This window comes from Alicycliphilus denitrificans (genome assembly GCF_044792555.1).
GTDB lineage: Bacteria > Pseudomonadota > Gammaproteobacteria > Burkholderiales > Burkholderiaceae_C > Alicycliphilus > Alicycliphilus denitrificans_A.
Genome location: NZ_CP126238.1, coordinates 1,731,277 through 1,753,637, shown reverse-complemented (window position 1 = coordinate 1,753,637; position 22,361 = coordinate 1,731,277). Strand labels below are relative to the sequence as shown.

The window sequence follows — 22,361 nt, the reverse complement described above, 5'->3', positions numbered from 1 at the left end:
CATGCCGGAATGACGCAACACCTGTACATCCTCACCGGCGCCTCGCGCGGCATGGGCTTGGGCCTGGCGCGGCGGCTGCTGCAGCCCGGCCACACCCTGGTCTGCATGGCACGCCACACCCAGCCCGAACTGGCCGCCGGCACGCCCGCCGGCGCCGTGCTGGAGCAATGGACGGTAGACCTGTCGCAGCCCGCGCCAGCCGCGCAGCAGTTGCACGCCTGGCTCGCCGCGCAGCCCGCAGGGCGCTATGCCAGCGCCACGCTGATCAACAACGCGGGCGTGATTCCGCGCATCGCGCCGCTGTCGGCCTGCACCAGCGCGCCGGACATGGCCGACCTGGCCAACGCCCTGCGCGTGGGGCTGGAGGCGCCGATGCTGCTCACCGCCGCCTTCCTGGGCGCCACCGAGGCCTGGGGCGGCCCGGGCCACGAGGTTGCGCGCAAGGTTCTGAACATCTCCTCGGGCCTGGGCCGGCGTGCCATGGCCTCGCAGGCCGGCTACTGCGCCGCCAAGGCCGGCATGGACCACTTCACGCGCTGCCTGGCGCTGGACGAGGCGGCCAAGCCCCATGGCGCCAAGGTCTGCTCGCTGGCGCCCGGCGTGATCGACACCGACATGCAGGTCCAGCTGCGCGGCGCCAGCCCGGCCGACTTTCCGGACGTGCAGAACTTTGCCGCCCTGAAGACGGGTGGCATGCTCACCTCGCCCGCGGCCGCGGCCGACCGCGTGCTGGCATGGCTTGCGCGTGCAGACTTCGGCAGCAACCCCGTGGCCGATGTGCGCGACGCCTGAAGCGTGCCGCCACAGTCGAAAATCTACTATTTATTTAATAGCACACAGCGCTTACCCAGCGGGCGCAAAAGCCCAATTTAACTTAGAACCTATCATTACAGGAGAAAACCATGACCCGTGAAGTCGTCGTCGTCAGCGGTGTGCGCACCGCCATCGGAACCTTTGGAGGCAGCCTGAAGGACACCCCCACCGTCGACCTGGGCGCGCTGGTCGTCAGGGAGGCGCTGGCGCGGGCCGGCGTGGAGGGCAAGGACGTGGGCCATGTGGTGTTCGGCCACGTCGTCAACACCGAGCCGCGCGACATGTACCTGTCGCGCGTGGCGGCCATCAACGGCGGCTGCGCCAAGGAAACGCCGGCCATGAACGTCAACCGCTTGTGCGGCTCGGGCCTGCAGGCCATCGTCAGCGCCAGCCAGGGCATCCTGCTGGGCGAGTACGACATCGCCATCGGCGCCGGCGCCGAGAACATGAGCCGCGCGCCCTATGCCAGCCTGGCCACGCGCTTTGGCGCGCGCATGGGCGACGCCAAGATGATCGACATGATGGTGGGCGCGCTGCACGACCCCTTCCACACCATCCACATGGGCGTGACGGCCGAGAACGTGGCCGCCGAGCACGGCATCACCCGCGAGGCGCAGGACGCCCTGGCCCTGGAAAGCCACCGCCGCGCCGAGATGGCCTGGGCCGAGGGCCGCTTCAAGGACCAGATCGTCCCGGTGATGCTCAAGACCCGCAAGGGCGAGGTGGCCTTTGACAAGGACGAGCATTTCCGCCCCGGCGCCAAGCTGGAGGACTTCCAGAAGGCCAAGCCGGTGTTCGTGAAGGAGAACGGCACCGTCACCGCCGCCAACGCCAGCGGCATCAACGACGCCGCCGCCGCCGTGCTGCTGATGGAGGCCGGCGCCGCCAAGGCGCGTGGTGCCAAGCCCCTGGCACGCCTGGTGGGCTACGCGCACGCAGGCGTGGAGCCCAAGACCATGGGCATAGGCCCGGTACCGGCCACGCAGATGCTGCTGAAGAAACTGGGCATGAAGATCGACCAGATGGACGTGATCGAGGCCAACGAGGCCTTTGCCGCCCAGGCCTGCGCCGTCACCAAGGGGCTGGGCGCCGACCCGGCCCGTGTCAACCCGAATGGTTCGGGCATCTCGCTGGGCCACCCCATCGGCGCCACCGGCGCGCTGATCACCGTCAAGGCACTGTATGAGCTGCAGCGCATCCAGGGCCGCTACGCGCTGGTGACCATGTGCATCGGCGGCGGCCAGGGCATCGCTGCGATCTTTGAACGCATGTAACTGCCAGGCGCGACCGCCAGCGCGGCGGCTGCGCCTGATTTTTTCTTGGCCTCCCCGGAGACTTCCCCTAATGCTTCGTAGACATATCCTCTCGTTTGCCACCCTCGCCTGCACACTTGGCCTTGCCACCGCCCAGGCACAAACCACAACTGCCGCGGTCGGCGCCTATCCCGCCAAGCCCATCCGCATGATCGTGCCCTTCCCTCCCGGCGGCGGCACCGACATCCTGGCGCGCCTGGTATCCGCCAAGCTCGCCGAGGCCAACAAATGGACCGTGGTGGCCGACAACAAGCCCGGCGCCGGCGGCACCATAGGCATCACCGAGGCCACCAAGGCCGCGCCCACGGGCTATGACCTGGTCATGGGCCAGAAGGACAACCTGGTCATCGGCCCCTGGCTCTACAAGAACCTGCCCTGGGACCCGACCAAAGACCTGACGGCCGTGGCCCATGTGGCCTGGACACCCGTGGTCATTGCCACCAGCGTCAACTCCAAATTCAAGACGCTGGCCGACGTGGTGGCCGCCGCCAAGGCAGCACCCGGCACCGTCACCTATGGCTCGCCCGGCAATGGCACTTCCATCCACCTGGCGGGCGACCTGTTCGAGAAGGCCGCCGGCATCAAGCTCAGCCATGTGCCCTACAAGGGCTCAAACCCGGCGCTGATGGACGCGCTGGCCGGCAACGTGGAGCTGCTGGTCTCGTCCCTGCCGTCCGCCATGGGCCAGATCAAGGCCGGCAAGCTGCGCCCGCTGGCCGTCACCTCCGCCAAGCGCAGTTCCTCGCTGCCCGACGTTCCCACGGTGGCCGAGTCGGGCTTCAAGGGCTTTGACGTGAGCACCTGGTACGGTGTGTTCGCGCCCGCCGGCACACCCGCTGCCGTGGTCAACACCCTCAACGCCGAGGTCAACAAGCTGCTGGGCACGGCCGACGTGAAGGCCGCCATCCATGCCCAGGGCGCCGAACCCCAGGCCATGACGCCAGAGCAGTTCTCCGCCCTGCTGAAGACCGAGTACCTCCAGTGGAAGGGCATCGTGGAAGCCTCCGGCGCCAAGATCGAGTAAGGGCCTGCCCATCGGGGTGCCGTGCCTGAGCTTGTCGAAGAGCTTCGCCGGGCGCACCCTATGCAAGAAGGCCTCCATGCGGAGGCCTTCTGCGTTACCGGATGGCTTAGCGGGTGGCACCCGGCGGCGCCGTCTTTCGGGTCAGCGCGGCACGGTGATGGACGTACCGCTGAAGCCGATCTGGTCGGCCACACCCGGCGCCATGGCAAACGGCGGCACGTTGGCGCTCGTGATGGCCGGTGCGGCGCCTGCCGTACCGCCGCGCGGCGTGGTGCGCACCACCTGGCTGGCGGGCAGCTGGGCGCCGCTCTTCAGGTGCGCCCACATCACGTCCATGGCCTGGTTGAAGTACGGGTGCAGGGGCACGAAGCGCGTGTCGAAACCGCTGAAGGGCAGGAAGGCGTCGAAGTGCTGGCCGTTCACGACCTCGATGTAGCGCAGCTTGCTGGCCGCCCCCTCGATGGTGCGGTTGAGCGCCGTGTAGGCGCGCGCATTGTGGTTCACCGGCACCAGTGCGTCGCTGCGGCCGGCGACGATGATGGCGGGCTTGCCGCGCAGGTTGGCGCTGTGCAGCACCTCGGCAATGCCGGCACGCACGGCGTCGCTTTGCGCCTTGGTGGGCGTGCTCGCCGCCGTGAGCGCGGCGCCCGTGGCCAGGTCCTTGCCACTGACCAGCGCGTGCTGGCACAGGGCGTTGTCCAGGCCAAAATCGGCCACACCCGTGGAGGGTGACACCGCCCAGGGCCAGGACTTGGCCCCACCCTTGGAGTCGTTGTAGATCACCGTGGCCGGCGTGCCATTGGCCGTGCCGTTGGCCGTGGCAAAGCTGTTTGCCAGCGCCGCGGGGGCGGCCGCCACCACGTCGCCCGTGGCACTGGCCGCGGCGAAGCTGGCGCCGCACAGATTGGCATCGACACCAAAGCGGCCATAGGCCATGGTGTACATGGCCGAGAGGATGGGCCCATTGCCCAACGCGTAATGGGCGTTGTGCATGCTGTCGTTGTCGGTGCTCCAGCCATAGGCGCGCAGCCTGGCCAGGGCATCGGCGGCGCGCTCGGCCGTCGTCGCACCACTGACCAGACCCTTGGCCGCCAGGCCGTCGCAGCGCGCCGTGGCGCGGGCCGTCATGGCGGCCAGGCCGATGTAGTTGTAGATCGACGTTTCGGCCAGCGCCGCGTCTGCCGCCAGCGCCGCACAGGGCTGGTAGATGTTGCCGTAGGTGGTGTAGTCGGCCAGGGTCTTGCCGTAGCCGGTAACGGGCGCGCCGCCCAGCTGGATGCCGTAGCCAGCGCTGCCAGGCATCTCGGTCACGGGCTCGGAGGCCACCACACCGTCGATCAGGCCGTCGCCGTCCTGCTCGGCCGCGCGCAGCGAGGCCGAGCCGCCGTTGGAAGCCGAACCCGCAATCACCAGCGTATTCGCCTTGGTAAACGGCACGGGATTGTCCAAGGTGCCGTAGCGCGCGTTCAGCACATACAGCGCATAGCGGCCCGCGGCCAGCGTGTCCTGGCCCCAGTCCTTCTCGGGGTTTTGCTGCGAATGCGCATGCTTGATGGCGATGCGGTTCGGGAAGGCCGCGTTGTAGGCCGCGCGTGCGGCATCCGTGAGGCTGGCCGCAAAGAAGCTCAGCGCCCCGGCCACGGTGCGCGTGGCGCGCGTGCCGTCGATCTGGTTGACCGTGTCGTCGGCCAGGTTGTGCAGGCCCACGCCCTTGCCGGCGTCGGTCAGCGCCACGGCGCAGCCCTTCTTCAGGCCCCACTCGCCCGCCGTGCCGATGGCGCCATACACGCCGCGCGAGCCCGACGAGGGGCCGAGCACGATGCAGGGGTTGGCGGCGCTGAAGCTGTCGGGCACCTGCACGGCGATCACGGTCTGCTTGCGGCCCGTGCCATCGTCGAGCACGGCCACATACTCGCGGCCGGGGATCAGGCCCTCGGACGCGGTCACCTGGCCGTCGGCCGTGACGTTGGGGCCGTAAAGCGTGCCGTAACCGCCCTTGGCGGTGAAATCGAGGATGCCGCGGTAGTTGGAGAACAGCGCATTGCGGCGCAGCTCGGCCGCAGTGGGATTCGCCGGGTCGGCATAGGCCGGCGCGGCGGCGGCGCCCAGGCCCGTCCTGCCTATGCCGCCCGTGAGCAGATCCTGGGTGGCCGCGGTGTCGCCCTTGCCCACCGTGGTGGCCGGATAGGCCGTGGCGCTGATCTCCTTGATGCCCTTGGGCAGCTCATTGGATGGCCCCGAGCCACCGCAGGCCGCCAGCGTGGCGGCGGACAGGGCCGTCATGACCCAGCGCATCGTCGTTCCCTCATTTCCTCGCATGTTGTCTCCTGTGGTTGTGGTGATGCATGCACGAGAAAACGCACGATACCGGGAAACAGCCAGCCATCCGGCGCGAGAAAACCCGAGGAGCGGGCCTCCGGGCCACGGCCCGATGCGCGCGCTCAGGCCCTCAACTCACATCATCGGCACTCTGATGCGCACGCGCCATGTTGCGCTCGGCCCAGCGGCGCAGCAGGCGCGGCAGGATGAGCACGGCCAGCACGATGAGCACCAGCGTGAGCGACATGGGGCGCTGCAGGAAGATCCACCAGTTGCCCTCGCCGATGGAGACGGCGTTGCGCATCTGCGCCTCGGCCAAGGGCCCCAGGATCATGCCCACCACCACCGGCGCGGTGGGGAAGTCGAAACGCCGCATGAGCACGCCCAGCAGGCCGATGGCGTACAGCAGGAACAGATCGAACGTGCTCTGGCGCATGCCGTAGGCGCCCACGGTGGCGAAGATCAGGATGCCGGCATACAGCTGCGGACGCGGGATCTTCAAGAGCTTTACCCACAGGCCCACCAGGGGCAGGTTCAGCACCAGCAGCATCAGGTTGCCGATGTACAGCGACGCAATCAGCGCCCACACCAGCGCCGCCGAGCTGGAAAACAGCTGCGGCCCCGGGTTCAGCCCATAGTTCTGGAACGCGCCCAGCAGCACGGCCGTGGTGTTGCTGGTGGGAATGCCCAGGGTCAGCAGCGGGATCAGCGCCGCCGTCACCGTGGCGTTGTTCGCGGCCTCGGGGCCGGCCACGCCCTCGATGGCACCCTTGGTGCCGAACTCGGCCTTGTCCTCGCCCTTGGCGAGCTTTTTCTCGGTGGCGTAGCTCAGGAAGGTCGGAATCTCGGTGCCGCCGGCCGGTATGCAGCCGAACGGCGTGCCGATGAGGGTGCCGCGCAGCCAGGCGGGCACCGAGCGTTTCCAGTCGCGCGCCGTCATGTGCACGCGCGTGAGCTTGTTCTGCGACTCCTCCACCTTGCCCTCGTAGAGCGCGGCGTAGAGCACCTCGGCCACGGCGAACAGGCCCACGGCCACGAGCACGATGTCGATGCCGTCCAGCAGCTCCATCTTGCCCCCGGTGTAGCGCGCCGCGCCCGAAATCTGGTCCATGCCCACGCAGCCCAGCGCCAGGCCGACGAACAGCGCCGTCATGCCGCGCAGGCTGCTCTGGCCCAGCACGGCGCTGACCGTGGTGAAGGCCAGCACCATGAGCATGAAGTATTCGGGCGGGCCGAGCTTGACGGCGAACTCCGCCACCGTCGGCGCAAACAGCGTCACCACCACGGTGGCCACGGTGCCAGCCACGAACGAACCGATCGCCGCCGTGGCCAGCGCCGCGCCGGCGCGCCCGCTCTTGGCCATCTTGTTGCCCTCCATGGCGGTGACCATGCTGGCCGTCTCGCCCGGGGTGTTCAGCAGGATGGAGGTGGTGGAGCCGCCGTACATGGCGCCGTAGTAGATGCCCGCGAAGAAGATCATCGAGGCCGTCATCTCCACCTTGGCGGTGATCGGCAGCAGCATGGCCACGGCCACGGCCGGACCGATGCCCGGCAGCACGCCCACGGCCGTGCCCAGGGCGCAGCCCACCAAGGCCCACAGCAGGTTGGCCGGCGTGATCGCCGTGGCGAAGCCCGCCATCAATGCGTCGAAGATTTCCATGGTCAGAGCCACCCCGTATTCGTCAGGCCCGGCAGGTTGATGGCCAGGAATTGCGTGAACAGCCAGAACACCGGCGCCGTGATCACCAGGCCGGTGAACACATCCACGGCCAGGGCGCGCGGATGGAGCAGCCCGGTCTGCCCATTGGCGCGGCGCAGGCCCTGCACGGCCAGCGCATAGCACAGCGTGCAGCCAAAGATGAAGCCCAGCGTTTCGATAAGCGCCGCGTTCAGCAGCAGGCCGGCCGTGACCCAGGCAAAGGGCGCCAGCGCCGCGCGCGGCGCGCCGCCCGGGTCGGCCGCCTGGCGGTAGCCGCCGGTGAGCGCCTCGCGCACCAGCAGCACGCCGCACAGGCCCAGCACCGCGGCGCACATCCAGGGCAGGAAGTTGGGACCCACGCCGCCATAGCCGGCGTCGCCCGGGATCTGCAGCGCGCCAAGGGCCATGCCGGCGGCCACCAGCACCACGGCCGCGCCCACGGCGGCCTGCCAGCGCGGCGATGGCACGGCGCTGGGCTCGGGGGAAAGAACAGGCTCTGACATGGCTACGACCTCGGGGATGGAAACGGGCACCCTGCCCGGGCGCCGCGCGTTGAACCCGTCATTCCCGCGCAGGCGGGAATCCATGGCTATGGCGAACCAAGCGCCCGGAGGCGTGGATCCCCGCGTTCGCGGGGATGACGGTATATATAAAAATGCCAGTTAACGCCCTATTGATGGGCGCAATGCGCTATAAAAAAACAAAGCAACTCGTCACACCATGCCGGACTTGACCATGGTGGCGCGCAGGCTGGCGAACTCGGTGTCCACGAAGTTGGCGAACTCGTCGCCGGCCAGCCACGCGGGCGTCCAGCCATTCTTCTCCAGCGCCTCGGCCCAGGCCTTGGATTTGACGGCCTTGTCCACCATGGCGATCAACGCCTTGCGCTGCTCGGCCGTGATGCCGGGCGCGCCGTACACGCCGCGCCAGTTGCCGATCTCCACGTTGATGCCCTGCTCCCTGAGCGTGGGCACGTTGGCGAGGTCTTTCAGGCGCTTGGCCGAAGTCACGCCAATGGCCCGCATCTTGCCTGCGGTGATGTACTCGGCAAACTCGCTGTAGCCGCTGCCGCCCACGGTGACGTTGCCGCCCAGGATGGCGGCCGTGGCCTCACCGCCCCCGCGGAAGGCCACGTAGTTGATCTTGGCCGGGTCCACGCCCACCTCGCGCGCGATCATGGCCGCGGCGATGTGCTCGGTGGAGCCGCGCGAGCCGCCGCCCCACTTCACGCTGCCCGGGTCCTTCTTGAGCTGGGCCACCACCTCGGCCATGTTCTTGAACGGCGAGTTGGCGGGCAGCACGAAGACGTTGTACTCGCTCGTCAGGCGTGCAATCGGCGTGGCCTGGCTCAGGTTCACCGGCGGCTTGCCGGTGATGATGCCGCCGACCATCACCGCGCCCATGACCATCAGCGCGTTCGGATCGCCCTTGGAGCCATTGATGAACTGCGCCAGGCCGATGGCGCCGGCCGCTCCACCCTTGTTCTCATAGGTCACGCTGGAGGCCACGCCCGCGTCCTGCAGCGCCTTGCCCAATGCACGGCCGGTGGTGTCCCAGCCGCCGCCGGGGTTGGCCGGCAACATCATCTTCATGGCCACGGCGGCCCGCGCCGACAGCGGCAGGCTGCCCGCGGCAGCCAGGGCCGCCAGGGATTTCAGAAAGGTGTCTCGACGCATACCAGTCTCCTCGCTTGTGTCAGTGGAACAATGAACGACGCGATGATGCGCGGGCAAGCTGTCAAACGGCTGTCCAATGCACTAGGGTTTACGCGCATTCGTGCGGCACTACCGCTGCATTTGCGCCGCACTGCCGTGGCGCAAAACGGTTCTAATCGCGGCATGCAACTGCTCCTGGTAGAAGACGATGCCGCCATGCAGGCCACGCTGCAGCGCTCGCTCACGCGCCGCGGCATGGCCGTGACGGCGCTGGGTGATGGCCGTAGCGCGCTGGCCGAATGGCGCGCACGCCCGCCCGACGCCGTGGTGCTGGACCTGACCCTGCCCGGCCTGGACGGCCTGCAGGTGCTGGAGCAGGCGCGCGCCACCGGCCTGCGCACCCCCGTGCTGCTCTTGACCGCACGCGGCACCGTGGGCGACCGCGTGCTGGGCCTGAACGCCGGCGCCGACGACTACCTGCCCAAGCCCTTCGACCTGGACGAGCTGGAGGCACGGCTGCGCGCACTGGTGCGCCGCAGCGGCGATGGACTAGAGGTCAAATCAGCCTCAGGCGCCCTATTCATGGGCGCCATAAGCTATGAAAAAGAAAGTGGCATCGCCTACGCGCACGGCACGCCCATGGACCTTACCCCACGCGAACTGGCGCTGCTGCGCGCGCTGCTGGCCCAGCCCGGCCACGCGGTGACCAAGGAGCGGCTGTACGAGCTGGTCTTCCCGGGCCAGAGCGAGGTGCAGTACGAGGCCATCGAGGTGGTCGTGTACCGCCTGCGCAAGAAGCTCGCCGGCACGGGCGTGGCCTTGATGACGCTGCGCGGGCTGGGCTACCTGCTCAAGGCCGAAACGTGATCCGCACCCGCTCGCTGCGCCGCCAGCTGCTGCTGGGCATCCTGCTGCCCACCCTGCTCTTTGTCGGCCTGAACACCTACAGCCTGTACGGCCAGGCGCTGGCGGCGCTGAACACGGCCTACGACCGCACGCTGCTGGCCTCGGCCAAGACCATCAGCGAACAGATCGACGTGCGCGGCCATGACGAGGCGGCCGAACTGCGCGTCATCGTGCCCTACGCCGCGCTGGAGGCCTTCGAGGCCGACAACCAGAGCCGCATGTACTACCGCGTCTCCAACCTGCAGGGAGAGCTGATCTCCGGCTTCGAGGAGCTGCCCATGTGGCGCGGCCGCATTGCCCAGCGCCCACCCTACGCGGCGCTGGTGGACTTCTACGACACCAGTTTTCGCAACCATCCCGTGCGTGTGGCGGCGCTGCTGCAGCCCGTGGCCAGCCCCGAGGGCCGCGGCATGGCCGTGGTCCAGGTGGCCGAGACGCTGGAGCTGCGCCACGCCGCGGCGCTGCAGATCCTGTGGAACACGCTGGCGCGCCAGGCGCTGCTGCTGGCGCTGATCGCCGCCATCGTGGTGCTGGTGGTGCAGCGCGCCACGCGGCCGGTGCGCCAGTTGAGCAGCAGCCTGCAGGCCCGCGCCGCGGGCGACCTGTCGCCGATTGCCGCCCCCGCGGCCCCGCGCGAGCTGCAGCCGCTGATCGACGCCACGAATGCCGTCATGCTGCGCCTGTCGCGCCTGCTGGCGCACCAGAAACGCTTCGTGCGCGACGCCTCGCACCAGCTGCGCACGCCGCTGGCCGTGCTCAAGACCCAGGTGCAGTCCGCCCTGCGCGGCGACCTGCCGCCCGAGCAGGCTCTGCACGAGATCGGCGACACGGTGGGGCGCGCCACCCAGCTGGCCAACCAGATGCTGGCGCTGGCCAAGGTGGAGCAGCTGCGCCAGCAGGGCGAGCTGCCCGTAAGCCGGCTCGACGAGGTGCTGCGCGAGGTGGCGCTGGAACTCTCGCCCCTGATCGCGCAGGGCGACCTGGACTTCGGCATAGACACCGAGCCTGCGCCCATGCGCGCCCACGAATGGATGCTGCGCGAGCTGTGCCGCAACCTGCTGCACAACGCCATACGCCACGCCCCACCCGCCACCGAGCTGGCCGTGACGCTGCACGCCGAAGGCGGCGATGCCGTGCTGACCATGGCCGACGCCGGCCCCGGCATCGACGACGAACTGGCCGCACGCCTGTTTCAGCCGTTTTCGGCCGGCGACGTGCGCAAGGGCTCGGGCCTGGGCCTGGCCATCTGCCAGGAGATCGTACAGGCCCTGGGCGGCAGCATTGCGCTCACCAACCGCCGCCAGGGCGCGCGGGTGCTGGGGCTGGACGCCGTGGTGCGCCTGCCGCTGGCCCGGGCCTGAACCCGGCAAAATCACCACCATGACAACGCCCCCCGACTCGATGCGCCTGGACAAATGGCTGTGGTGCGCACGCTTCTACAAGAGCCGCAACCTGGCCGTGGAAGAAATTGGCAAGGGCCGCGTCACCGTCAACGGCCAGGCCGCCAAGGCCGCGCGCGAGCTGCGCGTGGGCGACACCGTGGCCCTGCGCCAGGGCCAGGTGCCGCGCACGGTGGTGGTGCGGGGCTTGAGCCACTTCCGCGGCCCCGCGCCCGTAGCGCAGCAGCTGTACGAGGAAACGCCGGAGAGCATCGCCGCCCGCGCCCAGGCCGCCGAGGCCCGGCGCCTGGCGCCCGAGCCTGCCGACGGTCTGCGCGAAGGCCGCCCCACCAAGCGCGACCGGCGCGACATGGACGAGCTGCGCCGCGGCTGGGGCGACCGCTGGAGCGCGTCGCTCGACGACTGAGAGCGTCAACATCAGCAACATGGGCCGGCACAGGCCGCACAATGAAGGGTTTCCCCCTAGTCGTCTTGGCCCATGATCTACAACGCCCTCAAGCTCGCCCATGTGCTCTCCATCATCGTGTGGATAGGCGGCATGGTCTTCACCCATTTCTTCCTGCGGCCCGCCGCGCAAGAGCTCGAACCGCCGCAGCGCGTGCGCTTGCTGCATGGCGTGCTGCAGCGCTTTCTGGGAACCGTGGCCATCGCCATCGTCGTGGTGCTGACCAGTGGCCTGGGCATGATCGGCGTGGTCAGCATCGGGTCGGGCGGCGCCTTTTCCATGCCGCTCCAATGGACCATCATGGCCGCGCTGGGCATCGTGATGATGGCCATCTTTGCCTACATCTACTTCGCACCGCTGGACCGGCTGGAGCAGGCGGTGGCCGCGTCCGACTGGAGCGCCGGCAGCCAGGCGCTGGCCCGCATACGCACCTGGGTCGGCCTGAACCTGCTGATCGGCGTGGTGATCGTGGCGCAGACCCTGCTGATATAGGGCCTTGCTGCACGGCAGAAGCGGGATGGGGAACCTCCATTGCCGGGGCCACCCAGCCACACCACCCCGCTTGCGGGTGCGCACCGGGCGCACAACGACAAAGCGCCCTTGCGGGCGCTCTGTGCGGACTGCCGGCAGCCTGCCGTCAGATCAGTGGAACTGTTCTTCCTCGGTGGAGCCGGTCAGGGCCTTCACGGAAGACGAACCACCCTGGATCACCGTGGTCACGTCGTCGAAGTAGCCCGCGCCCACTTCCTGCTGGTGGCTCACGAAGGTGTAACCCTGCTCGCGGGCCGCGAATTCGGGCTCCTGGATCATTTCCACGTAGTGGCGCATGCCTTCGCCGCGCGCGTAGGCGTGGGCGAACTTGAAGGTGTTGTACCAGTTGCTGTGGATGCCGGCCAGCGTGATGAACTGGTACTTGTAGCCCAACGCCGAGAGCTCGTCCTGGAACTTGGCGATGGTGGCGTCGTCCAGGTTCTTCTTCCAGTTGAAGGACGGCGAGCAGTTGTAGGAGAGCAGCTTGCCGGGGCAGGCGGCGTGCACGGCCTGGGCGAACTCGCGCGCAAAGCCCAGGTCGGGCGTGCCGGTCTCGCACCACACCAGGTCGGCGTAGGGGGCGTAGGCCACGCCGCGGCTGATGGCCTGCTCCAGGCCGTTCTTCACGCGGTAGAAGCCCTCCTGCGTGCGCTCGCCCGTCAGGAAGGGCTTGTCGTTGGCGTCGTGGTCGCTGGTGATCAGGTTGGCGGCCTCGGCGTCGGTGCGGGCCAGCACGATGGTGGACACGCCCATCACGTCGGCGGCAAAGCGCGCGGCGATCAGCTTCTCGCAGGCTTCCTGCGTGGGCACCAGCACCTTGCCACCCATGTGGCCGCACTTCTTCACGGCGGCCAGCTGGTCCTCGAAGTGCACACCGGCGGCGCCGGCGGCGATCATGTTCTTCATCAGCTCGAAGGCGTTGAGCACGCCGCCAAAGCCCGCTTCGGCGTCGGCCACGATGGGCAGGAAGTAGTCGATGAATTCCTTGTCGCCGGGATTGATGCCGCGGCCCCACTGGATCTCGTCGGCGCGCTTGAAGGTGTTGTTGATGCGGCGCACCATGGTCGGCACCGAGTCGTAGGCGTACAGCGACTGGTCGGGGTACATGGTCTCGCTGGTATTGCCGTCGGCGGCGACCTGCCAGCCCGACAGGTACACGGCCTCAAGACCCGCCTTGGCCTGCTGCATGGCCTGGCCGGCGGTGATGGCGCCAAAGGCGTTCACATAGCCCTTCTTGGCACCACCGTTGACCTTCTCCCACAGCTTCTCGGCGCCGCGCTTGGCCAGCGTGTACTCGGGCTGCAGGCTGCCGCGCAGGCGCACCACATCGGCGGCGCTATAGCCGCGCTTGATGCCCTTCCAGCGCGGGTTTTGCGCCCAGTCCTTCTCCAGGGCGGCGATTTGTTGCTCACGGCTCAGTTGTGCGTTCAGCGAATTCGACATGGTTGCTCTCCAAAAGGTAGGGGGATCGGCGGGCGCCACATGTGATGCCCTTGGACATCACTTTAAGTCTTCTATAAGACCAAAACAAGCTCTTATGTCTTATATAAGATATAAATTTTTTCATTACTAATCAATCACTTATGCATTAATTTTCTCAATGCGAAATAATATATCCCATAATGAGAAATTTTTCCGCATCGCAACATTCTCAACAATTCACCATGAGAAATTTGACTTTCGCAATGCGGGAAATGGACGGACTTAAAGCGTGCACTCGGCATCGTGCAACCAGAAGCGGCAGCCTGGTGGCGGCATGATGTGAACCTTTGTGGATCTGCGCAGCAAGTGAACATCCCCAGCCGCCCCACCGCCTATCTATGCCTGGCCCTCAGCATGTCGCTGGTGGGCTCCTATGTGGCATTGTCAAAACCCCTCGCGGCCGCGTTTCCGGTGTTGCTGCTGGCCTGGATGCGCTTTGGCATCGGCGGGGCGGCCATGCTGAGCTGGCTCAAAAAGCCCCCGGAGGAACCTCCCCTGACGGGGCAGATCCGCGCCCTGCTGTTCCTGCAAGCGCTGCTGGGCAATTTTTTGTTCACCGTGTGCATGATTTACGGCGTGAGCCTGACCAGCGCCACCTCGGCCGGAGTGATCATGGCCTGCATTCCGGCCTGCGTGGCGCTGATGAGCTGGTTCTTCCTGCGCGAGCGCGTGGCGCCCCGCACCTGGGTGGCAGTGGCCTGTGCGGTCATCGGGATTGGGTTGTTTGCACTATCAAAACAAGAGCATTCAGCGCAGGCAAGCAATGTGCTTGAGAGCCAAAATACCTCAAATCTGCAATGGCTGGGCTATGCCTTGCTGCTGTGCGCCTCGGTGTGCGAGGCGGCGTATTCGGTGATCGGCAAGAAGCTCACCGGCGCCCTGGGACCGAAGCGCATCACCTCGCTCATCAATCTGTGGGGCTTTGCCCTGTCCACGCCATTCGGCCTGTACCTGGCGCTGGATTTCGACTTTGCGGCCGTGCCCTGGGGCACCTGGCTGCTGCTGCTGCTCTACGCGCTGGCCGCCTGCATGTGGACGGTATGGCTGTGGATGACGGGACTGCGCGCCGTGCCGGCCGCCCAGGGCGGCGTGTTCACCGTGCTGCTGCCCGTCAGCGCCGCCCTGGTGGGTGTGCTGGTCCTCGGCGAGCGTTTCACCACCCTGCAGCTGCTGGCCTTCGGCCTGGCACTGGCCAGTGTGGTGCTGGCCACCCTGCCCTCGCGGCTGGCGCTGCGCGTGGGGCGCTAGGAGCCTGTCGGACTTGGAGCGTCGAAAGCGAAAATCGGCCCCAGCGAGTACAGTTTTTGCCGGATTTGCAGCCCCATAGCCCAGCTATGGGGCAAAAAGACGGTGAAAAATGGACTGCTGCGGCCGATTTGCAGCCGACGATTTCCAAGTCCGACAGGCTCCTAGGCTTGCAGCGGAAGCGAGCTGACCACGACACCGTCGGCATCGGCATAGAGCCAGTCGCCCGGGCGCACCCACACGCCCTGGATCTGCACCGCCACCTCGGCCAGGCCCTCGCCTCGCTTTTCCGTAGGCAGGGGCATCAGGGCCAGCGCGCGTATGCCCAACGGCTCGGCGGCCAGCTCGGCCATGTCGCGCACGCAGCCGTTGACCACGATGCCCGCCCAGCCGTTGCGCGCCGCACTGGCCGCCAGGTTGCCGCCCACCAGGGCGCGACGCAGCGAGGCGCCACCGTCCACCACCAGCACCCGGCCCTGGCCCGGGCGCTCCACGGCGGCCTTGACCAGGGTGTTGTCCTCGAAGCACTTCACGGTACTCACCGGCCCGTGAAAGGCCGTCACGGCGCCGTAGCACTGAAAAACCGGCGGCAGCACCCGGAAGCTGCCGCTGTCGTCGCCCTTGTGCGCATCGCACAAATCACAGGTACTGATAGACACTGAATTCGTCATGTGCCGATTCTTTCTGATGGAAAAAGGGGTTGCGGCCGCAGCCACCGGCTCGCAGCCTTGCATTATCGGTCTGCCCCAAGGGGCGCAAGGGGCGCAAGGGACGCAAGGGACGCAAGGGACGCAACAAATCTAGGCAAAAAAGAAACGCTCTCCCTTGGAATGGCGTTTTTTTCACAGTAGCATCGCGCGAACCAGTGGAGCAGCAGCAGAAGCAGTTTTTCGCTGGCGATACTTTTCACTTCCCAAAGGACCATACGACATGGCAACTGCAAAGACCGCGCCCGCAGCTCCCGCAAAGAAGCGCACTCCCAACGCTGCCTTCATGAAGCCCCTGACCCCCAGCCCCGCCCTGGCTGCCGTGGTGGGTGCCACGCCGCTGCCACGCACGGAGATCATCAGCAAGCTGTGGGTCTACATCAAGGCCCACAACCTGCAGGACGCCGCCAACAAACGCATGATCAATGCCGACGCCAAGCTCAAGGAAGTGTTTGGCAAGCCCCAGGTTTCGATGTTCGAGATGGCAGGCCTGATCGGCAAGCATGTCAAATAAGACATGCCCTTAGCGGGCGAGCCGAGCGCACAAGGTGCCGGCCAACCGAGAAGACCGGCGCCTCGTCGCCGGTTTTTTTTGCAGCCGGGCAAGACCAAAGTGGTTTCCGACATTGCGGCATGGATACTGATCGCAAATGCGACGAATTCGCATTTATAATGAATGCCATCGCTTTCATAGCCTCCCCGGGCCATCCGCACCATGATCGTCTGTGTTTGCCGCCGTATTTCCGACCGTGAGATTGCACGCCATGCGCGCGCCGGCATGAGCTTCGATGAGATCCAGTTCGAGCTCGGCGTGGCCACCCAGTGCGGACGCTGCGAGGACTGCGCGCGCGATGTCGTGGCACAGTGCTGTGCATCGGCACCGGTGGCGGCCATCTACAGGGAAGGCGAACCCAGCGCCGGTGCGTTGGCCCCCTCCACAGCCCAAGGCACTCCATGCAGTTGCTCGCAAGTCTCGCCGCAAGCTTGATCATCGTTTTATGCTCGGCCTGGTGGATCCTGCATAAATAAACCCAGGATTTCACTATTTTTAGGCCTTCAGCCCGTGCTGGACAAGCGCTGGCAGCTATCAATTTATGTCACTGTCAGATCGCTATGCCGCGCCCGCAGGCCTGAGTCGCAATGCCGTGATTGCGCTATCCGTCGTGGCACTGCATGTGGCCGCCCTGTGGGCCTTGCAATCGGGATTGGTGCGCAAGGCAGCTGAGGTGATCATCCCGGCCCAGGTCTTGAGCGAATTTCTCACGCCGCAGCCGCCCGCACCACCCACACCGCCGGCGCCGCCCCCGCCAAAACCCGCCCCCCCGAAGCCGGCACCCGCGCCGCCCAAGCCCAGCGTGCCCCGGCCGGCCCCGGCACCCGCTCCCATGCCCGCGGCCATTGCCGACCCCATGCCGGCACCCGCCGCCCCCGTGGGCGTACTGGAGCCGCAACCGGCGGCAAAACCCGTCGAGGCCCCGGTGGCAGCCGCTCCGGCGCCCGCACCCGCGGCTGCGCCGGGTCCGGCCATCGTTCAGCCCAGCAGCGACGCCAGCCACCTGAACAACCCCAAACCCGCGTACCCGGCCGTGAGCAAGCGCCTGGGCGAGCAGGGCAAAATCGTCCTGCGCGTGCTGATCGGCGCCGACGGCCTGCCGCAAAAGGTCGAAATCAAACAGTCCAGCGGTTTCGAGCGCCTGGACCGCCAGGCCGTGGACACGGTATCGCGCTGGCGCTTCGTGCCCGGCACGCGCAATGGCGTGCCCGAGGCCATGTGGTACCTGCAACCCATCAACTTCGTTCTCCAACACTAAATCGCGGGAGTTTTCATGGAATCGCATTTCGGCATCGCCAACGTCTGGACACAAGGCGACTTCGTCACGCGTGCCGTCGCCCTGCTGCTGCTGGGCATGTCGCTGGCATCGTGGATCGTCATCCTCATCAAGGCGCTGGACATCATCAGGTACAAGAAGCACGCGCGCCAGGCGCGCGATTTCTGGCATAGCGCAGACTTTGCCGCCGGTCTGACCAAGCTGGGCGCCGACCCCACGAACCCGTTTCGCCACCTGGCCCTGGAGGGACGCGAGGCCACGGCACACCACCGCAACACCCAGGTCCACCTGCACGACAGCCTGGACGTGAGCGACTGGGTCACGCGCTGCCTGCGCAACTGCATCGACGAGTTCACCGCCCGCATGCAGTCCGGCCTGGCGATCCTGGCTTCCGTGGGCTCCACCGCCCCCTTCATCGGCCTGTTCGGCACCGTCTGGGGCATCTACCACGCGCTGGTGGCGATTGGCGCCTCGGGCCAGTCCACCATCGACAAGGTGGCCGGCCCGATCGGCGAGGCGCTGATCATGACCGCCCTAGGCCTGGCCGTGGCCATTCCGGCGGTGCTGGGCTACAACGCGCTGGTGCGCGGCAACAAGTCCATTCTCGGCAGCCTCAACAGCTTTGCCCATGACCTGCATGCCTACTTCGTGACCGGCGCGCGCGTCACGGTGCAGGGCGACGGCGCGGCCCGGGTGCTGCCCATCAAGAAAGGCTGATGCGCCATGGCCTTCGGAACCCAGGACGACGCCGACGAGGTGATGAACGAGATCAACATGACGCCGCTGGTGGACGTCATGCTGGTGCTGCTCATCATTTTCATCATCACCGTGCCCGTGATGAAGCATGCCGTGCCGGTGGACCTGCCGCGCGCCTCCAACGAGCGCGAGGTGATCAAGCCCGAAACCATACGCCTGTCGGTGACGGCCGATGGCAAGTACCACTGGAACGAGTCCACCATCAGCGACGAAGAGCTGGAGCAGCGCCTGCAGGCCGAGGCACGCAAGGATCCGCAGCCAGACCTGCACATCCGCGGTGACAAGGACGTGCGCTACGAACGCGTGGCGCAGGCCATGTCGGCCGCACAGCGTGCCGGCGTGCGCAAGATCGGCTTTGTGACCGATCCCGCGCAGTGATCACCCCTGAAGCACACGCATACGGAATCGGCCGCGGAGAATGCTTGACACGCAATTGATAATCATTATCATTAAAGCATTGCAACGCACCAAGATACATCCATGCACGCCAGCCTGACCATCCCATCCGCCCAGACCGCAGCGCGCATCTTCACCGCTGGCGATACCGGCCAAGCACAGGGATCGGCAAGCGTTCAGACAGGCGCCATGGCGCTTGACAGCAACACCCTGCTGCGCGGCCGCAAGGCCGTGACCATCGTGCACAACGGTGCCAGCTACCGCCTGCAGGCCACCAAGCTGGGCAAGCTGATACTGACCAAATAGGGTTTCATCGTGGGGCGACTCCAGGACCTCGGTCCCAAGGGTCGTTTTGGCCAGCCAAGGGGCATGCCCGCATAGCCAAGCCTTTTTTCCCACGCCAAGCCTGCCAAAAAACCGGCATCCGCGCCGGTTTTTTTTCGTGCTGCTGGCCTGGTTTACAGGCCGATGGCGGCAATACCCACGCGCGCGATCTGGGCGTCTTCGCTGGACTTCACGCCGCTCACGCCCACGGCGCCCAGGCACTGGCCGCCCTTCATGATGGCTACGCCGCCCTCGAGCATGCCCTGCACGGTGGGCGCGCTCAAAAACGCGGTGCGCCCGCCGTTGATCACGTCTTCATAGCCCTTGCTGTCGCGCCGCCCCAGGGCGGCCGTATGGGCCTTGGCCGGGGCGATATGCGCGGAGATGGCCGGCGCACCATCCAGGCGCTGCAGCCACAGCAGATGGCCGCCGTCGTCCACGATGGCAATCGTCACGGCCCAGTGGTTTTTCAGGGCCTCGGCTTCGGCGGCGGCCGCGATCAGCTTCAGGTCGGACAGTTCAAGTTCGGGTTTGGTCTTCACGGAGGCAACTCCTGCAATCGAGGTAAATGGACGCGCGCCACGGCAATGCACGGCACGCAGGAACGAAAAGCATAGCCTCAGTGCCGTCCGGCAATGAACCATTGCAGGGCAAAAGAACCCAACCTGCCGTGTATGGGATGCGCTGCCTCTGCCCATGAATATCAAGCTTGAAGGGTATTGCAGTTCACATCCGCCGCTCGCATCTAGAATGCCCCGGCCTGCCACGCAGGCAAACCTATCCAGGAGAACAAGCACATGAGCACACAAATCACCCGCGTCGGCAGCACAGGCTATGGCTTGGCGCAGGAGCAGCGCAACCGCGTACTGCGCAACACCTACTGGCTGCTGGCGCTGAGCCTGCTGCCCACAGTGCTGGGCGCGTGGATAGGCGTGGCCACGGGCATCACCGAATCACTGCGCGGCGGCCTGGGGCTGATCGTATTCCTGGGCGGAGCCTTCGGCTTCATGTTCGCCATCGAGAAAACCAAGAATTCCTCCGCCGGCGTGGCCGTGCTGCTGGGCTTCACCTTCTTCATGGGCCTGATGCTCTCGCGCATGATCGGCATGGTGCTGGGCTTCAAGAACGGCACCGACCTGATCATGACGGCCTTTGCCGGCACGGCGGGTGTGTTCTTCGTCATGGCCAGCCTGGCCAGCGTCATCAAGCGCGACCTGTCGGGTATGGGCAAGTGGCTCTTCGTGGGCGCGCTGGTGCTGATGGTGGGCGCCATCGTCAACGTCTTCGTGGGCTCGTCGGCCGGCATGATGGCGATCTCGGTGGCAGCCATTGGCATCTTCAGCGCCTACATGCTGTATGACCTGAAGCAGATCATCGACGGTGGCGAGACCAACTACATCAGCGCCACGCTGGCCCTGTACCTGGACATCTTCAACGTGTTCCAGAGCCTGCTGGCCCTGCTGGGCATCATGGGTGGCGAGCGCGAGTGAAGCGCCACGCACCCGCAACCCAAGCCCCGGCCCCGCCGGGGTTTTTTTCTGGGCCGATGGCCTCAATTTGCCAGCCCCGCTGCCGATAACGGGAGTACATGCTGCCACCTCGTCACCGCCCTCGCCTTGCCGCCGGCCTGCGTGCCGCCATTGCTGCTGCCGCTCTGCTGCCGCTGGCCGGCTGCGAGATTCCCGGCCTGATCCCGGACCCGCGCGTGGCCCAGCGCGAGGCCGAGGCCAAGGCCATTGGCGGCGCCTGCCGCCACGCGCTGCGCGGGCTGGAGGACTGCTTCACGCTGAATCCCAAGGCATCCAAGGCCATGGTGTTCGCGGGCTGGAAGGAGATGGACCTGTACATGCGCGAGAACAAGATCGAGGGCGCGCCCTCGGTGCTCACGCAGCTGGAGAAAAAACCTGCCCCCGCGGCCCGCAGCGGCGAGGACGAGGCCCCGCCACGCGCCTCGCGCAACCCCAGCTGACGCTATTCAAGCAATAGCATCCAGCGCTTGATGGAAAAGCGCTGGAACCGTAAAACGCTCAAATTCTTCAGTCCGCCCGTTCGAACACCGCCATGCTCTCCACATGGGCCGTGTGCGGGAACATGTTGACCACGCCCGCCGCCGCGCAGCGGTAGCCCGTCTGGTGCACCAGCAGGCCCGCGTCGCGTGCCAGCGTGGCGGGGTTGCAGCTCACGTAGACGATGCGCCGCGGCGGCTGCCAGCCCTCGTGGCCCGCGGGCAGCGGCGCCGCATCCTCGGCGCCGATACGCGCCTGGTGGATGTCGGCCAGGGCCTTGGACAGCGCGAATGCGCCCTCGCGCGGCGGATCGACCAGCCATTTGTCGGCCCGGCCGTCGGCAATCAACACCTGGGGCGTCATCTCGAACAGGTTACGCGCAACAAAATTGGTAGCTGCCAGCGCTTGTCCAGCAGGCCTTTGAAGCTGATTTTCCTTGTAATTCTCGCGTGAGCGCGCGACCAACGCCTCACTGCCCTCCACGCCCAGCACCTCGCGCGCCTGGGTGGCGATGGGCAGCGTGAAATTGCCCAGGCCGCAGAACCAGTCGATCACGCGCTCTGATTTCTGCGCGTCCAGCAGGCGCAGCGCGCGCGTGACCAGCACGCGGTTGATGTGCGGATTGACCTGGGTGAAATCGGTGGGCCTGAAGGGCATGGTGAGATGGAAGTCCGGCAGGCCATAGGCCAGCTGCTCGCCGCCCTCGTCGAGCAAATGCACCGTGTCCGGCCCCTTGGGCTGCAGCCACCATTGCACGCCATACTGGGCCGCAAAGTCACGCAGCCTTTGCTTGTCGCCGTCGACAAGCGGCTCCAGGTGGCGCAGCACCAGGGCCGTGACCGTATCGCCGCAGGCCAGCTCGATCTGCGGGCAGGTGTCGCGCGCCTGCATGCCGCCGATCAGCACGCGCAGCGGCATGAGCATGGCGTCCACATGCGGCGGCAGGATCTTGCAGCTCTGCATGTCGGCGATGTAGCGGCTCTTGCGCTCGTGAAAGCCGACCAGCACCACGCCCTTCTTGGCCACGTAGCGCACCGACAGGCGCGCGCGGTAGCGGTAGCCCCAGGCCGGGCCCTGGATGGGGCGCAATATGGTTTCGGCCCGGACCTTGGCCAGGTGCCAGAGGTTGTCCTCCAGCACGCGCTGCTTCATGGCCACCTGCGCGTCCGCATGCAGATGCTGCATCTTGCAGCCGCCGCAGGCGCCCGCGTGCAGGCCGAAATGCGGACAGCCGGGCGTGACGCGCTGACTCGATTCGCGGTGAATCTCGGTCAGGCTGGCCTGCTCCCAGTTGTTCTTCTTGCGGTGGGTATTGGCGCTGACCAGCTCGGTGGGCAGGGCGCCGTCGATGAACACGACCTTGCCATCGGGCTTGCGCGCCACGCCCTGGGCATCCATGTCCATGGACGTGACTTCGAGCCAGCCGGGCGGCAGATCGCGGGAGGGTTCGGGTGGGAGAGGAATGTCAGTAGGCTCGCTCATGCCCCGATTGTCTCAGGCCCGCCATGCCC

Annotated in this window: 24 protein-coding genes; 16 read left to right on the top strand and 8 right to left on the bottom strand. The window is 66.8% G+C overall.

The window, feature by feature from the left end:
• Positions 1–9 precede the first annotated feature (9 nt).
• The 3 genes from P7644_RS08360 to P7644_RS08350 all read left to right on the top strand — a co-directional run bounded on the left by P7644_RS08360 (position 10) and on the right by P7644_RS08350 (position 3,150).
• Positions 10–792 carry an SDR family NAD(P)-dependent oxidoreductase gene (locus tag P7644_RS08360; protein ID WP_404302753.1) on the top strand — a complete coding sequence of 261 codons (783 nt, stop codon included), beginning with the start codon at positions 10–12 and terminating at the stop codon, positions 790–792.
• Between the two features lie 110 nt (positions 793–902).
• Positions 903–2,087 (top strand): beta-ketothiolase BktB, encoded by a 1,185-nt coding sequence (bktB, locus tag P7644_RS08355; RefSeq protein ID WP_404302752.1) that lies wholly within the window; start codon positions 903–905, stop codon positions 2,085–2,087.
• Positions 2,088–2,157: 70 nt separating this feature from the next.
• Positions 2,158–3,150: a Bug family tripartite tricarboxylate transporter substrate binding protein gene (locus P7644_RS08350; protein WP_404302751.1), complete on the top strand. Its 993-nt coding sequence runs from the start codon at positions 2,158–2,160 to the stop codon at positions 3,148–3,150.
• Between the two features lie 141 nt (positions 3,151–3,291).
• On the opposite strand, the gene P7644_RS08345 is transcribed toward P7644_RS08350, so the two are convergent.
• The 4 genes from P7644_RS08345 to P7644_RS08330 form a co-directional block, all read right to left on the bottom strand.
• Positions 3,292–5,469, bottom strand: coding sequence for a 3-hydroxybutyrate oligomer hydrolase family protein (locus P7644_RS08345; RefSeq protein WP_404302749.1), 2,178 nt, complete (start codon positions 5,467–5,469; stop codon positions 3,292–3,294).
• Between the two features lie 130 nt (positions 5,470–5,599).
• Positions 5,600–7,129, bottom strand: coding sequence for a tripartite tricarboxylate transporter permease (locus P7644_RS08340; RefSeq protein WP_404302747.1), 1,530 nt, complete (start codon positions 7,127–7,129; stop codon positions 5,600–5,602).
• Positions 7,130–7,131: 2 nt separating this feature from the next.
• A complete protein-coding gene (locus P7644_RS08335; protein WP_404302745.1) occupies positions 7,132–7,671 on the bottom strand; it encodes a tripartite tricarboxylate transporter TctB family protein in 540 nt (179 codons plus the stop codon).
• Positions 7,672–7,881: 210 nt separating this feature from the next.
• Positions 7,882–8,844, bottom strand: coding sequence for a Bug family tripartite tricarboxylate transporter substrate binding protein (locus P7644_RS08330; protein WP_404302744.1), 963 nt, complete (start codon positions 8,842–8,844; stop codon positions 7,882–7,884).
• Between the two features lie 162 nt (positions 8,845–9,006).
• On the opposite strand from P7644_RS08330, the gene P7644_RS08325 reads away from it, so the two are divergent.
• The 4 genes from P7644_RS08325 (at position 9,007) to P7644_RS08310 (ending at position 12,066) form a co-directional block, all read left to right on the top strand.
• Positions 9,007–9,690: a response regulator gene (locus P7644_RS08325; protein WP_404302743.1), complete on the top strand. Its 684-nt coding sequence runs from the start codon at positions 9,007–9,009 to the stop codon at positions 9,688–9,690.
• Positions 9,687–11,090 (top strand): sensor histidine kinase, encoded by a 1,404-nt coding sequence (locus tag P7644_RS08320; protein WP_404302741.1) that lies wholly within the window; start codon positions 9,687–9,689, stop codon positions 11,088–11,090. Before P7644_RS08325 ends, P7644_RS08320 begins: the two co-directional genes overlap by 4 nt.
• 19 nt (positions 11,091–11,109) lie before the next feature.
• Positions 11,110–11,535, top strand: coding sequence for an RNA-binding S4 domain-containing protein (locus P7644_RS08315; protein WP_404302740.1), 426 nt, complete (start codon positions 11,110–11,112; stop codon positions 11,533–11,535).
• A 72-nt stretch (positions 11,536–11,607) separates the two neighbouring features.
• Positions 11,608–12,066, top strand: coding sequence for a CopD family protein (locus tag P7644_RS08310; RefSeq protein WP_404302739.1), 459 nt, complete (start codon positions 11,608–11,610; stop codon positions 12,064–12,066).
• Positions 12,067–12,216: 150 nt separating this feature from the next.
• On the opposite strand, the gene aceA is transcribed toward P7644_RS08310, so the two are convergent.
• Positions 12,217–13,548: an isocitrate lyase gene (gene aceA / locus P7644_RS08305; protein WP_404302738.1), complete on the bottom strand. Its 1,332-nt coding sequence runs from the start codon at positions 13,546–13,548 to the stop codon at positions 12,217–12,219.
• A 351-nt stretch (positions 13,549–13,899) separates the two neighbouring features.
• Here aceA and P7644_RS08300 point away from each other — a divergent pair, with 351 nt between their 5' ends.
• Complete coding sequence (locus tag P7644_RS08300; protein WP_404303162.1) at positions 13,900–14,835, top strand: DMT family transporter; 936 nt, start codon at positions 13,900–13,902, stop codon at positions 14,833–14,835.
• 161 nt (positions 14,836–14,996) lie between these two features.
• On the opposite strand, the gene rraA is transcribed toward P7644_RS08300, so the two are convergent.
• Positions 14,997–15,503: a ribonuclease E activity regulator RraA gene (gene rraA, locus P7644_RS08295; protein WP_404302737.1), complete on the bottom strand. Its 507-nt coding sequence runs from the start codon at positions 15,501–15,503 to the stop codon at positions 14,997–14,999.
• A gap of 259 nt (positions 15,504–15,762) precedes the next feature.
• On the opposite strand from rraA, the gene P7644_RS08290 reads away from it, so the two are divergent.
• The 6 genes from P7644_RS08290 (at position 15,763) to hemP (ending at position 18,826) form a co-directional block, all read left to right on the top strand.
• A complete protein-coding gene (locus P7644_RS08290; protein WP_317703036.1) occupies positions 15,763–16,053 on the top strand; it encodes an SWIB/MDM2 domain-containing protein in 291 nt (96 codons plus the stop codon).
• A 201-nt stretch (positions 16,054–16,254) separates the two neighbouring features.
• Positions 16,255–16,527 carry a bacterioferritin-associated ferredoxin gene (locus P7644_RS08285; protein ID WP_404302736.1) on the top strand — a complete coding sequence of 91 codons (273 nt, stop codon included), beginning with the start codon at positions 16,255–16,257 and terminating at the stop codon, positions 16,525–16,527.
• Positions 16,528–16,633: 106 nt separating this feature from the next.
• The gene (locus P7644_RS08280; RefSeq protein WP_404302735.1) at positions 16,634–17,350 is read left to right on the top strand and encodes an energy transducer TonB; all 717 of its coding nucleotides are present in this window, start codon (positions 16,634–16,636) and stop codon (positions 17,348–17,350) included.
• Between the two features lie 15 nt (positions 17,351–17,365).
• Positions 17,366–18,085, top strand: coding sequence for a MotA/TolQ/ExbB proton channel family protein (locus tag P7644_RS08275; RefSeq protein ID WP_404302734.1), 720 nt, complete (start codon positions 17,366–17,368; stop codon positions 18,083–18,085).
• 6 nt (positions 18,086–18,091) lie between these two features.
• Positions 18,092–18,502, top strand: coding sequence for an ExbD/TolR family protein (locus P7644_RS08270; RefSeq protein WP_404302733.1), 411 nt, complete (start codon positions 18,092–18,094; stop codon positions 18,500–18,502).
• Between the two features lie 102 nt (positions 18,503–18,604).
• A complete protein-coding gene (gene hemP / locus P7644_RS08265) occupies positions 18,605–18,826 on the top strand; it encodes a hemin uptake protein HemP (protein ID WP_404302732.1) in 222 nt (73 codons plus the stop codon).
• Positions 18,827–18,978: 152 nt separating this feature from the next.
• Here the strand turns inward: hemP and P7644_RS08260 are convergent, their stop codons facing one another.
• Entirely contained in the window at positions 18,979–19,386 is a 408-nt protein-coding gene (locus P7644_RS08260) for a heme-binding protein (RefSeq protein ID WP_404302731.1), read from the bottom strand.
• A gap of 255 nt (positions 19,387–19,641) precedes the next feature.
• Here P7644_RS08260 and P7644_RS08255 point away from each other — a divergent pair, with 255 nt between their 5' ends.
• Complete coding sequence (locus P7644_RS08255; RefSeq protein ID WP_404302730.1) at positions 19,642–20,334, top strand: Bax inhibitor-1/YccA family protein; 693 nt, start codon at positions 19,642–19,644, stop codon at positions 20,332–20,334.
• Between the two features lie 98 nt (positions 20,335–20,432).
• Positions 20,433–20,813, top strand: a complete 381-nt coding sequence (locus P7644_RS08250; RefSeq protein WP_404302728.1) for a hypothetical protein — start codon at positions 20,433–20,435, stop codon at positions 20,811–20,813.
• A gap of 67 nt (positions 20,814–20,880) precedes the next feature.
• On the opposite strand, the gene rlmD is transcribed toward P7644_RS08250, so the two are convergent.
• A complete protein-coding gene (gene rlmD / locus P7644_RS08245) occupies positions 20,881–22,332 on the bottom strand; it encodes a 23S rRNA (uracil(1939)-C(5))-methyltransferase RlmD (protein WP_404302727.1) in 1,452 nt (483 codons plus the stop codon).
• Positions 22,333–22,361: the final 29 nt, after the last annotated feature.

Excerpts from the sequence above, each read along its gene's own strand:
- P7644_RS08270 (WP_404302733.1), top strand. The coding sequence starts at position 18,092 with ATGGCCTTCGGAACCCAGGACGACGCCGACGAGGTGATGAACGAGATC.
- hemP (WP_404302732.1), top strand. The coding sequence starts at position 18,605 with ATGCACGCCAGCCTGACCATCCCATCCGCCCAGACCGCAGCGCGCATC.
- bktB (WP_404302752.1), top strand. The coding sequence starts at position 903 with ATGACCCGTGAAGTCGTCGTCGTCAGCGGTGTGCGCACCGCCATCGGA.
- P7644_RS08280 (WP_404302735.1), top strand. The coding sequence starts at position 16,634 with ATGTCACTGTCAGATCGCTATGCCGCGCCCGCAGGCCTGAGTCGCAAT.
- P7644_RS08360 (WP_404302753.1), top strand. The coding sequence starts at position 10 with ATGACGCAACACCTGTACATCCTCACCGGCGCCTCGCGCGGCATGGGC.
- P7644_RS08325 (WP_404302743.1), top strand. The coding sequence starts at position 9,007 with ATGCAACTGCTCCTGGTAGAAGACGATGCCGCCATGCAGGCCACGCTG.
- rlmD (WP_404302727.1), bottom strand. The coding sequence starts at position 22,332 with ATGAGCGAGCCTACTGACATTCCTCTCCCACCCGAACCCTCCCGCGAT.
- P7644_RS08250 (WP_404302728.1), top strand. The coding sequence starts at position 20,433 with ATGCTGCCACCTCGTCACCGCCCTCGCCTTGCCGCCGGCCTGCGTGCC.
- P7644_RS08285 (WP_404302736.1), top strand. The coding sequence starts at position 16,255 with ATGATCGTCTGTGTTTGCCGCCGTATTTCCGACCGTGAGATTGCACGC.
- rraA (WP_404302737.1), bottom strand. The coding sequence starts at position 15,503 with ATGACGAATTCAGTGTCTATCAGTACCTGTGATTTGTGCGATGCGCAC.
- P7644_RS08335 (WP_404302745.1), bottom strand. The coding sequence starts at position 7,671 with ATGTCAGAGCCTGTTCTTTCCCCCGAGCCCAGCGCCGTGCCATCGCCG.
- P7644_RS08345 (WP_404302749.1), bottom strand. The coding sequence starts at position 5,469 with ATGCGAGGAAATGAGGGAACGACGATGCGCTGGGTCATGACGGCCCTG.
- P7644_RS08330 (WP_404302744.1), bottom strand. The coding sequence starts at position 8,844 with ATGCGTCGAGACACCTTTCTGAAATCCCTGGCGGCCCTGGCTGCCGCG.
- P7644_RS08255 (WP_404302730.1), top strand. The coding sequence starts at position 19,642 with ATGAGCACACAAATCACCCGCGTCGGCAGCACAGGCTATGGCTTGGCG.
- P7644_RS08290 (WP_317703036.1), top strand. The coding sequence starts at position 15,763 with ATGGCAACTGCAAAGACCGCGCCCGCAGCTCCCGCAAAGAAGCGCACT.
- P7644_RS08340 (WP_404302747.1), bottom strand. The coding sequence starts at position 7,129 with ATGGAAATCTTCGACGCATTGATGGCGGGCTTCGCCACGGCGATCACG.
- aceA (WP_404302738.1), bottom strand. The coding sequence starts at position 13,548 with ATGTCGAATTCGCTGAACGCACAACTGAGCCGTGAGCAACAAATCGCC.
- P7644_RS08310 (WP_404302739.1), top strand. The coding sequence starts at position 11,608 with ATGATCTACAACGCCCTCAAGCTCGCCCATGTGCTCTCCATCATCGTG.
- P7644_RS08315 (WP_404302740.1), top strand. The coding sequence starts at position 11,110 with ATGACAACGCCCCCCGACTCGATGCGCCTGGACAAATGGCTGTGGTGC.
- P7644_RS08275 (WP_404302734.1), top strand. The coding sequence starts at position 17,366 with ATGGAATCGCATTTCGGCATCGCCAACGTCTGGACACAAGGCGACTTC.
- P7644_RS08350 (WP_404302751.1), top strand. The coding sequence starts at position 2,158 with ATGCTTCGTAGACATATCCTCTCGTTTGCCACCCTCGCCTGCACACTT.